General features: G+C 64.0%; 14 protein-coding genes. 12 read left to right on the forward strand and 2 right to left on the reverse strand.

Translation table 11 applies throughout. The annotated features are described in order from the left end of the window. The first annotated feature begins 339 nt into the window (after positions 1-339). From AC1DUB_RS10420 to AC1DUB_RS10475, 12 genes are all read left to right on the forward strand, one after another. Positions 340-1,326, forward strand: coding sequence for a tripartite tricarboxylate transporter substrate binding protein (locus AC1DUB_RS10420; RefSeq protein WP_477729465.1), 987 nt, complete (start codon positions 340-342; stop codon positions 1,324-1,326). 71 nt (positions 1,327-1,397) lie between these two features. Next, the gene (locus AC1DUB_RS10425; RefSeq protein WP_477729466.1) at positions 1,398-2,453 is read left to right on the forward strand and encodes a beta-keto acid cleavage family enzyme; all 1,056 of its coding nucleotides are present in this window, start codon (positions 1,398-1,400) and stop codon (positions 2,451-2,453) included. 62 nt (positions 2,454-2,515) lie between these two features. Further along, positions 2,516-3,244, forward strand: coding sequence for an SDR family oxidoreductase (locus AC1DUB_RS10430; protein ID WP_477729485.1), 729 nt, complete (start codon positions 2,516-2,518; stop codon positions 3,242-3,244). 14 nt (positions 3,245-3,258) lie between these two features. After that, positions 3,259-3,714 carry a hypothetical protein gene (locus AC1DUB_RS10435; protein WP_477729467.1) on the forward strand — a complete coding sequence of 152 codons (456 nt, stop codon included), beginning with the start codon at positions 3,259-3,261 and terminating at the stop codon, positions 3,712-3,714. Further along, the gene (locus AC1DUB_RS10440) at positions 3,711-4,112 is read left to right on the forward strand and encodes a hypothetical protein (protein WP_477729468.1); all 402 of its coding nucleotides are present in this window, start codon (positions 3,711-3,713) and stop codon (positions 4,110-4,112) included. The genes AC1DUB_RS10435 and AC1DUB_RS10440 overlap by 4 nt, the downstream gene beginning before the upstream one ends. 20 nt (positions 4,113-4,132) lie before the next feature. Continuing rightward, complete coding sequence (locus AC1DUB_RS10445) at positions 4,133-4,888, forward strand: short-chain dehydrogenase/reductase (RefSeq protein ID WP_477729469.1); 756 nt, start codon at positions 4,133-4,135, stop codon at positions 4,886-4,888. A 41-nt stretch (positions 4,889-4,929) separates the two neighbouring features. Continuing rightward, positions 4,930-5,928: a Bug family tripartite tricarboxylate transporter substrate binding protein gene (locus tag AC1DUB_RS10450; protein ID WP_477729470.1), complete on the forward strand. Its 999-nt coding sequence runs from the start codon at positions 4,930-4,932 to the stop codon at positions 5,926-5,928. 1 nt (position 5,929) lies between these two features. After that, entirely contained in the window at positions 5,930-6,523 is a 594-nt protein-coding gene (locus tag AC1DUB_RS10455; RefSeq protein WP_477729471.1) for a carboxymuconolactone decarboxylase family protein, read from the forward strand. Beyond that, positions 6,520-7,734 carry a CaiB/BaiF CoA transferase family protein gene (locus tag AC1DUB_RS10460; RefSeq protein ID WP_477729472.1) on the forward strand — a complete coding sequence of 405 codons (1,215 nt, stop codon included), beginning with the start codon at positions 6,520-6,522 and terminating at the stop codon, positions 7,732-7,734. Before AC1DUB_RS10455 ends, AC1DUB_RS10460 begins: the two co-directional genes overlap by 4 nt. 28 nt (positions 7,735-7,762) lie before the next feature. Further along, on the forward strand, positions 7,763-8,926 hold the full coding sequence (locus AC1DUB_RS10465; protein ID WP_477729473.1) for an acyl-CoA dehydrogenase family protein: 1,164 nt from the start codon (positions 7,763-7,765) through the stop codon (positions 8,924-8,926). A 42-nt stretch (positions 8,927-8,968) separates the two neighbouring features. After that, positions 8,969-9,871 (forward strand): LysR substrate-binding domain-containing protein, encoded by a 903-nt coding sequence (locus tag AC1DUB_RS10470; RefSeq protein ID WP_477729474.1) that lies wholly within the window; start codon positions 8,969-8,971, stop codon positions 9,869-9,871. A gap of 112 nt (positions 9,872-9,983) precedes the next feature. Beyond that, complete coding sequence (locus tag AC1DUB_RS10475) at positions 9,984-11,090, forward strand: Bug family tripartite tricarboxylate transporter substrate binding protein (RefSeq protein WP_477729475.1); 1,107 nt, start codon at positions 9,984-9,986, stop codon at positions 11,088-11,090. Between the two features lie 791 nt (positions 11,091-11,881). Here AC1DUB_RS10475 and AC1DUB_RS10480 read toward each other — a convergent pair. Then, a complete protein-coding gene (locus AC1DUB_RS10480; RefSeq protein ID WP_477729476.1) occupies positions 11,882-12,595 on the reverse strand; it encodes an ABC transporter ATP-binding protein in 714 nt (237 codons plus the stop codon). Between the two features lie 97 nt (positions 12,596-12,692). Continuing rightward, positions 12,693-12,984, reverse strand: a 292-nt coding sequence (locus tag AC1DUB_RS10485; RefSeq protein ID WP_477729477.1) for an ABC transporter ATP-binding protein C-terminal domain-containing protein, incomplete at its 5' end; no start/stop codon positions are given.

Raw genomic sequence — 12,984 nt, forward strand, 5'->3', positions numbered from 1 at the left:
CTCAATGTTTACCGACGCCTCAATGGCCTGGCGGCGCAGCTTGGCTACCTGATGCACATCGTCAATCGGACAGTCGTAATGAAAAGCCCCCCAGCACCTCCAGCGTTCTGCTTGAACCGCCGTATGCGGAACCGCACGTGCGGTGGTGTGAGAGGGCTGAGGGAGTCATTTCTTACCCTACTCAATTCCTAGTCCAGCCCGGCCAACGGTCGGATTTTCAACCAAAGCGCAGCGTGCAAGGTGCGCGACAGATTTTCTAGCGGGGGCCAAGAAAGCGTGGCTTGGCTGGATCAAACCTCGTGGCTAGACTGCACTTCACCACGAATCACGGAAGTGCTCATGAAACACGCCAACCCATGGACCCGACTTTTTCGGCAGTTGCTCTTGCCGGCAGCGCTGCTGGTTTCCGCTGTCGCCGCTGCACAGCCTGTCTTTCCCAGTAGGCCCATTCGAGTGATCGTTCCGTTTCCGGCCGGAGGCACCAGCGATCAGGTTGCGCGGCTTCTCGCGCCCTCCCTTGCCGCCACATTGCACCAGCCGGTTGTGATCGAAAACAAACCCGGCAGTAGCGGCATCCCGGGCACGCAGATCGTCGCGCAGGCGCCCGCCGATGGCTACACGATCGGCTTGTTTCCTTCCGGGCACGCGATCAACGGTTTGCTGCAAAAGCTTTCTTACGACGCTCGCCGGAGTTTTGCCCCAGTCATGCTGATCGGGTCGGTGCCGCTGCTTGCTGTGGTGAGCGCCCACTCGACGGTGGGCTCATTTCGCGAGTTCGCGGCGCGCGCACGACTAGCTCCAGGCAAGTTGTCGTTCAAGTCGGGCGGAGTCGGCGGCTCGGACCACCTCGCCACCGAGCTGCTCACACGCAGCACCGGCATCCAGATGCTCAACGTGCCGTACAGGGGCGATCCGCCAGCGGCCATGGATATCGTGGCCAACCAGATCGACTTCGGACTGTTCAACATCACCTCGGTGATCCAGTTGGTCAAGGCTGGCAAGCTGAAGGCGCTGGGCATTGCCAGCGAGCAACGCAGCGCGCTGCTGCCAGACGTGCCCACCCTGCAGGAGCAGGGGGTTGCCGGCTACACGGCAGGTTCGTGGCACGCCATCTTCGCGCCTGCCAACACGCCGCCTGAGGTCGTGCAGACGCTGAACGACGCGATCAACGCAGCGATCGCCAAGCCCGACATCGCGGCGCAGCTTCGCGACCTGGGCATCACCGTGGCCGGTGGACCACCCGCACGGCTCGGGCTGTTTCTCGATGCAGAGATCTCGAAATGGGAAAAAGTGATCCGCGAGGTTGGCATCTCGGCCGACCGCTAGGCCCTGCACTAACTTCTTTATAAACCCGGCCGCAACGGCGGCTGCCTTCATTCACTACCAAAGGAACTTTGATGCATTTTTTTGACGATTCCCTGCTGCCGGAAGTACAGCAAAAGCTGGTGATCCAGGTCGCGCCTTACGCCCCTGGTTTTCTCGTCGCCGACTCCGACGACATTCCTGTCTCGATGGATGAGCAGGTACAGAAGGCGGTCGACTGCTATAACGCCGGCGCAACCGTGCTGCACATCCATGTTCGCGAAGCCGACGGCACCGGCAGCAAGCGACTGTCCATGTTCAACGAGATGCTGGCGCGACTGCGCGAAGCGGTCCCGAAGATGCTGTTGCAGGTCGGCGGATCCATTTCCTTCGCGCCGGAGAACAAGGGCGACATCGCACGCTGGCTCGACATGGACACACGGCATGCGTTGGCGGAACTCACGCCCACGCCGGACCAAGTGACCATCGTAGTCAACACCAACCAGCTGAACCTGCTGGAACTCACGTCCGAGGACGAGATTGCCGGAACGTCCTGGGAGATACCCGAGTACCGGCATGCCTACTCCGAGATGGTCGTGGAGGCCAGCCCCTCGTTCTACCTGGAGCATCTGAAGCGGCTGCAGAAGGCCAAGGTGCAGCCGCATTTCATGCTGCTGCACGTTCACCAGCTTGAGACGGTGGAGCGGCTCATCCGGCGCGGCGTCTTAACGGGCCCGCTGAACCTCAACTACACTGCCGCCAGTGGCGGTGGCGCGGGGCACAACCCGGCCGACATGATCGAGTTCATTCGTCGCACGCCGGATGGCGCCGTGCTCACCATCGAGGCGACGATGCGGTCGGTCCTGCCCATGTGCACCATGGCCATCGCCATGGGCCAGCACGTGCGCGTAGGGATTGAGGACAACCTGTGGGGCCGCAAAGGTGAGCGCATGACCTCGGTCAAGCAGGTCGAGCAGATGGTGCGCATCTCGCGCGAGCTCGGACGAGAGGTGGCCAGTGGCGGCGAGGCCAAGGCCATCTACCGCATCGGTGAGCACTGGACCGGCCCGGAAGAGACGCTGGCCCGACTTGGCATGCCGCCGAATCGTCGCCCCGGCCAGGTGGGTGTCCCGGTGCGCAGCGCGTGGTAGACGACGTGTCCGCAATCGCAGCCCCAACTCCCCGTGCGCTTCTGCTCGGCCGACGTGCGCTGGTGGTCGGCGGTGGCGGTGGCCTAGGCTCCGCCATCGCACGCTCACTGGCCGCACAGGAGTGCCGCGTGGCAGTGGCTGGGCACAATGTCGAGACGCTCGCGGCTAGCGTGCCCGATCTGCGCGCGGTGCGGCTCGACCTGCTGGACCACGCCTCGATCGACAGCGCAGTCGAGCAAGCTGCCGACGTGCTTGGCGGCCTGGATCTACTGGTGAATGCCGCGGGGTCCGTGGCTGGCGGCCGCTTCGAGGAGACCTCGCTCGCACAATGGCGCCAGTCGATCGACATCAAGCTGCTTGGCACGCTGCAGGTCATCCGCGCGGCCCTGCCGCACCTGAAGGCGTCGCGTGGCACCGTGCTGACGCTGACCGGGCTGTACGGCAAGGAGCCCCATGCCGGCCAGATCATCTCTGGTGCCATCAACGCAGCGCTGGCGAACAGCCACAAGGCGCTTGCGTCGGACGTCGCCCGCGACGGCGTGCGCGTGCTCAGCCTGTGTATAGGCGGTTTCCTCACCGACCGGCTGATGCAGATCGTGTCGGCCAATGCCCGGCGCGCCGGCCGCAGCGTCGATGAGCAGCTGCAGCACGAGCAGCAGCAACTGCCGCTGGGTCGCTTCGGACGCCCGGAGGAGCTCGGGGACATCGTCGTCATGCTGGCTTCACCGCAGTGCACCTACCTCACCGGCTCCACCCTCACCATCGATGGCGGGGCCGCGCACGCCATCTGAACCCAAGGAAAAAAATGAACATCGCTGCGCACATGCAGAAATACCGGCAGTTCGACGACGCGCGCCAGCGCTTGCAGCCGCTGGAGGACTTCGACCTCTGGTACTGGGCCGTGAGCTCCGCTGGCACCACCCTCATCAACGCGGCGCTCCACACGCTGGGTGTGACCCGTGAGAACCGGCACTTCGCGACCCAGGTTCCGGACATCTACGCGGTCGCCGACTCGGACGCCACCTGGCATTACGAGCTCGCGAGCGCCTGCGATCTGATCCACGCCGGCATTCCGGAACTGCCCTCGATGCCCGCGCAGCTCAAGCCCGCGTTCGAGGCAATGCATGAGATCGAGCGTTACCGCAATCCGTGCATCCGCGGCGAGCATCCCGTCACCCCCGAGCTGCTGCGCACATTCGAACAGGCATATACGAGGGTCCGACATGTGACCGGTACCGTGCTGAAGGAGGATCTCGCATGAAGCCGGAACTTCACACCGCCAGGGCTGCGCGCATCCTGCGCTCGCTCGCCAAGCTGGACCGCGCTGCCTATGAAATGCGTATCGAGGCGGCCATGCTTGCCGGCACGCAATTGCTCAACGTTGGGCTGCATGAGCTGGGGCTAACGGCCCCGTCGGAAGACACCATGCATGCTGAGTACCTTGGTGGTCCTGCACGGATCAAGGCCGATCTGCTCGCGCCTGGATTGGTTGACTTGCTGCTGCAGATCGAGATGCTTCGGCCCGGCTACGTGCGGGGAGATCTTCCGAACGGCGAAGAGGCTGGTGCACGCGCGCTGGATCTGCTGCAGCAGATCCAGCTTCGGGTCTGCGGGCGTGCGGACCGCACCTGCGCTGATGTCGATGCGGGCGACCGCTGAACAACGTGAAAGGACATGAAATGGATCTCGAATTGCAGGGCCGCACGGTCCTCATTACCGGTGGTTCCAAGGGCATTGGCTGGGCTTGCGCCCGCGCCTTCGCCGCCGCCGGCTGTCACATCGCCCTGGCTGCACGGGACGCGGCCATGCTTTCCGAGCGGGCGGCAACACTGGAACGGGATTACCGCGTTTCGGTGCGCACTTATGCGCTCGATTTGCGTGACCGTGACCAACGCCTCGAACTCGTGGACCGCAACCGCGACGCGGATATCCTTGTCAACAACGCAGGTGACATTCCCATGGGGTCGGTCGAGGCTATCGGCGACGAGGCCTGGCGAAATGCCTGGGAGCTAAAGGTATTTGGCACCATCGACCTCACCCGCGAACTGCTGCCCGTCCTGCGTGCGCGTGGCGGTGGCGTTATCGTCAACGTGATCGGGATGTCGGCAGTGAATCCCAGCTACGACTATTGCTGCGGCGCTACTGCCAATGCCGCCCTGCATGCGTTCACGCGCTGTGTCGGCATGGGATCCAAGTCGTTCGGCGTGCGCGTGGTGGGCGTGCTGCCGCCGGCGACCCGCACCGAGCGCCTGCAGGCCGTGATGAAGCAGCTTGCACTGGCTCGCTACGGCGACGAGAGCCAGACCGAACGCCTGCTGCAGGAGCGCGTCTGGCCGACTCCGATCGAGCCCGCACAGGTCGCCGACAGCGTCGTCTGGCTCGCATCCGCCCGCGCGAGCCATCTCTCGGGCGTCATCCTCAACCTCGGCAGCTGAGCCGGCGACGCGCTGGCTTTACTTTTTTCGGAGTCATCATCATGTCCCAAGCTCCTCGTTCCCCGATCTCCCGACGCAAGGTTCTGGCGGCCGTCCTGGCTGCTGGCGTCGCCAGCGTTAGGACCGCCTGGGCAGCGAACTTCCCTGAAAGGCCGATCCGCATCGTCGTCGCCTATCCACCCGGCGGTTCAGCAGACATCCTTGCGCGGCTGGTGGCCACACAACTTGCGTCCGAGTTCGGCTGGCAGGTCGTGGTTGACAACCGACCCGGAGCCGCCGGTATCACAGGCACCGCTGCCGTGGCGCGTGCGGCCCCGGACGGCTACACGCTGGTGCTAGGCTCGGGTGCGACGCACGCAAGCTTCCTCAGTCTGTACCCGGCGTTGCCTTACCATCCGTTGCGCGACTTCGCGCCCATCACCAACCTGGCGTCGCTCAGCAGCGTACTGGTGGTGCACCCGTCGGTCCCTGCGCGATCGGTGCGTGAACTCATCCAGTACGCGATGGCCAATCCTGGCAAGCTTGCCTTCGGCTCCGGTGGCAGCGGCTCCAACGCCCATCTGGCGATGGAACTGTTCAACCACATGGCCGGTGTGCGCATGCTGCATGTGCCGTACAAGGGCAACCCGCCGGCCCTGCAGGACCTGATCGCCGGGCAGGTGCAGGTGATGGTCGCCAACACGCCGTCGGTCATCAATTTCCTGCAGCAGGGTAATCGTCTCGTCGGTCTGGCGCTTGCCGGTTCGACGCGCAGTACGGCACTACCCGACCTGACGACGGTCGCCGAATCGGGGCTCCCCGGCTACAACGCCGAGGTATGGCAAGGCCTGCTCGCGCCCGCCGGAACACCACTGGAGGTGGTTGCCACCCTGAATGGTGCGGTGCGCAGGATCATGCGCCAGCCCGCTGTGTTGAGCGCCCTGGAAAAGATGGGCGCAGTGCCAGTGGACAACAGCCCCGCCGCCTTCGCCGAGCAGATCAAGGACGACATCCGCACCTACGGAGATATCGTCCACACGATCGGCCTCAAGCTGGATTGACATGACCGAACCCAGACTGTCCCCTCTGCCCGCACCGCGGGGCGAACGCCTTGCCGAAGAACTCGGCCTGCCCGCGCGCACAGGCTCGCTGCTGGCCTTTCGCGTGGTCGCGAATCACCCGGACCTTGCTCGCGGCATCTTCACGCAGCATGCGGCTCTGCGCCACCAAGGCCGCCTGTCCGAGCGCCACCGTGAGCTCCTGATCATGCGCGTGGCCTGGCGCGCCGGCAGCGCGTACGAATGGTCTCAGCACTGGAGCGTCGCCATTGGCGCAGGCGTGCCACCGGAACATTTGCTTAGTGTCAGGCAATGGCACCAGGCGGACTGCTTCTCGCCGGCGGACCGTGCCGTGCTGCAGGCCGTGGACGACGTGTTCGAGCAAGGTGAAATCCTTCCCGCGAGTTGGGAGCGTTGCATCGAGGCGCTGGGTGACCCGTTGCTGGCCTTGGAGGTAGTTGTGGCCATCGTGCACTGGCGTGGCCTTGCCGTGCTTTTCAGAAGCCTCGCCATTCCCCTGGAGACAGGCGCCGTGGCGTGGCCGCCAGATGGTCACTCGCCTGCGGACTGCGTGCCGCCGACGGGGGAGGCACGATGACGCAAGCCAATGAATTTGCTCCGCTGGCCGGCGTGCGCGTCCTTGACTTTTCAAAGGTGTTAGCGGGGCCGCTGTGCACGCAATACCTTGCCGACATGGGCGCCGATGTCGTGAAGGTGGAGCATATCGACGGCGGCGATGACACGCGCCAGTGGCCGCCGTTTGCGGAAGGTGCGGGCACCGTCTTCCTCAGTGCCAATCGCAACAAGCGCAGCATCGCGCTGGATCTGAAGTCCGAAGAAGGCCGGGCGGTGTGCCACCGCTTGGCGGCTGCCGCCGACGTGGTGGTGGAAAGCTTCGGACCCGGCGTGGCCGAGCGATTGCAGGTCGATGCCGCGACGCTGGCGGTGTTCAATCCGCGGCTCGTCCATTGCAGCATCACCGGCTTCGGCGCCACTGGGCCGCTGCGCGAGGGCAAAGGCTACGACCTGGTGTTGCAGGCCTATAGCGGCATGCTTTCAATGACCGGCGATGCCGGTACACCTCCGGCTCGCAGCCCTTTTTCGCCGGTGGATCAGGGCACCGGCCTGCACGCGCTCTCCGGCATCCTGGCGGGGCTGCTTCAGCGGGAGCGCACCGGCCGAGGCGTTCGCGTGGAAGCGAGCTTGTTCGACACCGCGACGGCATTTCTCGGTTACCTGCTGCAAGGCTATTGGCAGCGTGGAACCGAGCCGCAGCGCGTCGGCTCCGGGCATGAGTCTCTGTGCCCATACCAGAGCTTCGAGACGCAGGACCGGCCGCTGATCCTCGGCGTTGCCAGCGACGGGCTTTGGCGAACCTTCTGTGCCGTCGCGGATGTGCCGCAGCTTGCGCAACGCCAGGACCTTTCCACCAATGCGCAGCGCGTGGTCCACCGCGCAGAGGTGGTGGCGCAGGTGCAGGCAGTCCTCGCGACGCGCACGCGGGCGGAATGGATGCGGTTGTTCCATGATGCCGGAATTCCGTGCTCGCCTGTCCACTCCCTCAGCGAGTTCGCTGCGGATGATCACCTCGAGGCCTCCGGCATGGTGTTCGACTATCCCACCGACGGACGAGCCGCCGTGCGCGGGGTGGCGCAACCCTTGCGATTCGATGGCCAGCGTGCCGGAGCGCGGCGTCTGGCGCCAAAGTTCGGCGCTGACACCGTGCAGGTACTCGCCGAGGCGGGCTTTGACGCAGCGGCCATCGATTCACTCTTCGTCCGTGGTGTGGTCACCGCACCGTCCATTTAACTATATCGCGGCACGCCGCCACCTATCCATGAACTTTGCAGCCACTGACAATCAACTGGAAATAGAGCACGCCATCACCCGAATCTGCGGCCGCTTCGACGCCTCCTACTGGCGGCGCAAGGACAGCGAGGGTGGATTTCCTCATGACTTCCATGCCGCACTTGCGGAGGCTGGATGGCTGGGCATCGCGATGCCCGAGGAAGTCGGCGGCGCCGGTCTGGGTATCACCGAAGCGGCGATCATGATGCGCACCATCGCCGCCTCCGGCGCCGGGCTTACCGGCGCGTCGGCCGTGCACATGAACATCTTCGGCCTGCACCCGGTGGTGCGCCATGGCACGGCAGAGCAGCGCCTTCGCTGGCTGCCGCCCCTCATCGCCGGCGAAGAGAAGGCCTGCTTCGGGGTGACCGAGCCTGACGCAGGGCTTAATACGCTGAGCCTGAAAACGCGTGCGGAGCGCCGCGCCGACCACTACGTCGTGAACGGACAGAAAATCTGGATCTCAACCGCGCAGGTCGCGCACAAGATCCTCCTGCTGGCGCGCACAAGCGAGCGCAATCCGGCCGAGCCGACGCGGGGCTTGACGCTGTTTTATACCGACCTCGATCGCAGCCGCATTGAGGTACGCGAGATCGAGAAGCACGGCCGCAAAGCCGTCGATTCCAACCAGCTTTTCATCGACGGGCTGGAGGTTCCGTTCGAAGACCGCATAGGCGAAGAAGGCCGCGGCTTCGAATACATCCTCGACGGCATGAACCCGGAGCGCATCCTGATCGCGGCGGAAGCGGTGGGCATAGGCCGAGCCGCACTGGAACGGGCGCGCATATATGCGGGGGAGCGGTTCGTGTTTGGTCGGGCCATTGGCCAGAACCAGGGCATCCAGCATCCCTTGGCGCAGCGCTGGATCGACCTCGAGGCGGCCGACCTGCTGACGATGCGGGCCGCGTGGCGCTACGACGCCCGCTTGCCTTGCGGGCCGGACGCGGGCGCCGCAAAGTACGCGGCGGCCGAAGCGGGATACCGGGCCTGCGAGACCGCGGTGCTCACGCTGGGTGGCATGGGGTATTCAAAAGAGTACGATGTTGAACGGTATCTGCGTGAGGTTATGATCACGCGAATCGCCCCTGTGACACCGCAGTTGATCCTGAGCTACATCGCTGAGAAAGTGCTACACCTGCCCAAGTCGTACTAGTGCTGCGCTCATCGTGCGATGAGCGCTTCATCTCCACCTGCCATGAGCACTTCATCTCCACCTGCTCCCCGGCGCACGCGGCTGCCGCCGCTTAACGCGATTCGCGCCTTTGAGGCGGCCGCGCGTCACCTCAGCCTTGCGAGCGCTGCGGATGAGCTCGGTGTGACGCGAGCCGCCGTCGGTCAGCAAGTGCGGCAGCTCGAAGAGGTATTGGGCCTGCAGTTATTCCACCGCGGCCCCGCTGGATTGAGCCTGACCGAGCGCGGGCGAGGGTACGCTGTAGCCATCGCGCATGCCATGGGCATCCTCGTCGATGCAACGGACACCTTGAGCGGTATTGCCGCGGGGCAGAGTCTTCGAATCGTGGCGCAGCCGAACTTCGCGCTCAAGTGGCTGGTGCCGCGCCTTCCGGCGTGGCAGGCACTCCACCCCGAGCTCTCACTCTCGCTCAGTACCGGCAGTGTGCGCTTCGATTTCGGCGATCAGGAGGCGGATGTCGCCATCGTGTACGGCCAGGAGTTTGCCAACGTCCAGTCACATCGGCTGTTCGAAACCAGGATCGTGCCGCTGTGCAGCCCGCAACTCGCTGCGCGCCTGGGAACGGTGAACGACCTGCAGTCCATGCTGATGCTGCGTTCAAAGTACCTGCCGCAGGAGTGGCCGACCTGGCTCGAACTTGCCGGGGTGCCGCTGATCGACCATCGCAGCGGTCCGATCTTCGATTCCACGCTCCTTGCCGTAGAGGCCGCTAAGGCGGGTCTGGGCGTTGCGCTTGGACAGCTGCCATTCGTGAGGGCCGAACTCGAACGTGGTGAACTTGTGGTGCCCTTCGACATCACGATCCGCCAGGAAATGGGTTGGCACCTGATCTATCCGTCCGCAGCGCGATGGGTTCCAAAAGTCGCAGCCTTCCGCGACTGGATTCTGCAGGAAGTCCGTGTCTGAATCATGCCGGCGCTGCCCCGGCCCCCGTCGTTGTCGGTGAGCGCCAAAGGCTGGGCAATCGGCGCGTCTACCTCCATGTCAGCAAGACTCACCGCCTCAGCTCCATGTGTCCGTGAAAAACTGGCAACTTCAGCGAGAGCTGGAAAGGTTTTCTAGCGGGCAAGAAGAAAGCATGGGTTGTGTCAAGCGATATGCGATTCCTATACTGCGCTTCGAACTTTTTCAAAGGACTCCAAACATGCTCGCTGCCAAGATTGCCATCGTGATTCCTCTCCTCGCTTCGATCGGGCTGATCCAGCCAGCCACGGCACAGGATTGGCCCAAGCTTCCAGTACGAATCGTCGTTCCCTATCCCGCAGGCGCGGGCGCGGCCGATACCTTGGCCCGCAAACTTGGCGATCGCCTGGCCCAGAAATGGCACCAGCCTGTCGTCATTGACAACAAGCCCGGCGCGGTCGAGATTCTTGCCGCCACCGCCGTCGCCCAAGCGAAACCAGATGGGTACACGCTGCTTCTCTCCACTGACGCGGCGCTGGAAACGAATCAATTCCTCTTTTCAAAGATGCCCTACGATCCGTCGAAGGACTTGACGCCGATCACGCATCTTGTCGACAGCCCGTTCGTCTATGTGGTCAACAATGACAGCCCCTATCGAACGATGCACGACCTGCTGGCCGCAGCAAAGGAGCGGCCGGAACGAATCTCCTACGGGTCCAATGGCCTTGGCGGCAACATCCATATCACGGTCAACTGGCTGGCGAAATCGACCGGCGTGGAGTTCCTGCATGTGCCCTACAAGGGGTCGGTGCCCATCTTGCAGGACCTGCTGGCCGGCAGGGTGGATTTCACGCCATTGCCACTGGCGCCCATGGCGGGATTTATCAAGGAGAACCGCGTGCGCGTGCTGGCCACCTCGGGATCGTCCAGGCTGCGCGTGCTGCCGCAAGTGGCGACGCTGGAAGAACTGGGCTACAAGGACATGGATGTCAAGATCATGTTCGGGTTGAGCGGGCCTGCGAATCTGCCACCCGCGATTGCCAATATGATCGCGCGCGACGTGGCCCAGGTCTTGAAGGAGCCCGACTTCGTGGCCACCAGCCTGGACCCGTTCGGGCTCGTTCCGGTGGGCAATTCCCCTGCGGAATTCGCCCGCTTCYTGTTGGTGGACCGTGAGAAGCAGCGAATCCGAGTCAAAGCGGCGAACGTGAAGCTGGACTGATCCGAAAGAGTTCGCGGAACTCGCAATCTTGCCTTCTGTGCTGCCCTGCGTGCAACGTGCTGCAGGGCTTTTTTGGGTGCGCCAGGCATGGCGCGTAGCGCCGTGACTGGCGCTGTCCGGTTCGCTGTGGTGGCGAACTGGATGACTAAGAGGTGAGAGTCCTCTGCACGCCCTGCAAGGGGAAGTGCTAGCTGAACGGCAAGGGTGTCCACCGCGAGGCGGAATCTGAAGGAAGCCGCAAGCAAAGTGCTGGCCTGACTCCAGGCGAGCGGATATGAGGCGGCGTAGCGGGGTGAGCGGGCCCAGAGTTGCAAAGCCCAGTACTTGCACGGAACGCTACGACGTAAATCCGACAGGCATAAGCATGAAGGTCACGCGAATTGCCCTGGGAGATCTGCCATCCTGCCTTGTGGGCTACCGGCATGGTGGCGGGATGGCAGAAGTCAGCAGACGCCGTAGTAGCCGCTGAAACCACAGTGGCGAAGGGCTGAACCTGTCACGAGCGGAACGTCACGCATGCTTTTTGAGCGAACAGGACAGAAGTCTTGGAATAACCCAAGGGCCTGTGTCAGCACTGTAGGGGTCGGAAATCCCGAAGGTAGGCGCGGTATCCATTGGACGCCAGGCGACACGCGGCACGAAACGAACTCACGGTCAAGGGCCGAAGGCGCCAGGCCCGACAGGAAACGCCGGATACGTGATCCGTACGTCCGGTGTTGTGAGGACGGCGGGGGCAACCCCGCCTCCTACCCAACAAAATTGCCAAAGCATGCAAGCAGAGGCTCCTGTGTTTAAACTCCGAGATACTTTTCAAGAAGTTCCGGCTGGGCATGCAGCTCGGCCGAGCTGCCCTCAAAGACCACCTCGCCCTTGAGCAGGATCACATTGCGGTCGGTGATCTGCGTGACATGCTTCCAGTTCTTGTCCACGATCACGCTGGAGATACCTGTTTCCCGCACCAGTTGGCAGATGCGCCAGATGTCCCGGGCAATCAGCGGCGCCAGGCCCTCGGTGGCCTCATCCAGGATCAGCACATCCGGATTCGTCATCAGCGCCCGGCCAATGGTCAGCATCTGCTGCTCCCCGCCCGAGAGCTGCTGCCCGCCATGGCTAAGGCGCTCTTTGAGGCGCGGAAAGGTCTCCAGCACCCGCTCATAGGTCCAGTCGCGCTGGCCCCGCGTGCCCGCGCGCGCCGCCATCTTCAGGTTCTCCACCACGCTCAGGTTGCCRAARATGCCCCGGCCCTCCGGCACATAGGCCACRCCCAGCCGCGACACCTCATACGGCGCCCGGCCCAGCATCGGCCGGCCCATGATGTCAATCGAGCCGGCCCGCGGCCTGACCAGCCCCATCAGGCTCTTGAGCAAGGTGCTCTTGCCCATGCCATTGCGCCCCATCAGGCCAATCGTCTCGCCGCGACCCACCGCAAAACTGATGCCGCGCAGGATGTGGCTGGCCCCGTAGTAGGTGTGGATGTCTTTCGCATCAATCAACAGATTTCTCATAAAGTCTCCAGTCGGCCGCAGCGCCGGGCCGCCCCAAGCAAGGCCAGCCCCCTCGGGGGGCAGCGAAGTACACGAAGTGACGAGCGTGGGGGCCATATCATGCGTGTTCCTCGCCCAGGTAAGCGGCCTGCACCCCGGCATCGGCCCGTATCTGCGCCGGCGAGCCACTGGCGATCACCTGGCCGTTGACCATCACCGTCAGCTGGTCGGCCAGCGCAAACACCGCATCCATGTCGTGCTCCACCAGCAGCATGCCGTGCTCCTGCTTGAGCGCCAGCAGCAGCGCCACCATGCGCTCGGCCTCCGCCACCCCCATGCCCGCCAGCGGCTCGTCCAGCAGCAGCACCTGCGGCTCGGTCGCCAGCGTCATGGCAATCTCCAGCTGGCGC

Source organism: Polaromonas sp. P4_F9 (assembly GCF_056401235.1).

Coding starts and splice junctions, on each gene's coding strand:
- AC1DUB_RS10455 (WP_477729471.1), top strand. CDS start 5,930: ATGACCGAACCCAGACTGTCCCCTCTGCCCGCACCGCGGGGCGAACGC.
- AC1DUB_RS10425 (WP_477729466.1), top strand. CDS start 1,398: ATGCATTTTTTTGACGATTCCCTGCTGCCGGAAGTACAGCAAAAGCTG.
- AC1DUB_RS10435 (WP_477729467.1), top strand. CDS start 3,259: ATGAACATCGCTGCGCACATGCAGAAATACCGGCAGTTCGACGACGCG.
- AC1DUB_RS10445 (WP_477729469.1), top strand. CDS start 4,133: ATGGATCTCGAATTGCAGGGCCGCACGGTCCTCATTACCGGTGGTTCC.
- AC1DUB_RS10465 (WP_477729473.1), top strand. CDS start 7,763: ATGAACTTTGCAGCCACTGACAATCAACTGGAAATAGAGCACGCCATC.
- AC1DUB_RS10470 (WP_477729474.1), top strand. CDS start 8,969: ATGAGCACTTCATCTCCACCTGCTCCCCGGCGCACGCGGCTGCCGCCG.
- AC1DUB_RS10420 (WP_477729465.1), top strand. CDS start 340: ATGAAACACGCCAACCCATGGACCCGACTTTTTCGGCAGTTGCTCTTG.
- AC1DUB_RS10450 (WP_477729470.1), top strand. CDS start 4,930: ATGTCCCAAGCTCCTCGTTCCCCGATCTCCCGACGCAAGGTTCTGGCG.
- AC1DUB_RS10460 (WP_477729472.1), top strand. CDS start 6,520: ATGACGCAAGCCAATGAATTTGCTCCGCTGGCCGGCGTGCGCGTCCTT.
- AC1DUB_RS10440 (WP_477729468.1), top strand. CDS start 3,711: ATGAAGCCGGAACTTCACACCGCCAGGGCTGCGCGCATCCTGCGCTCG.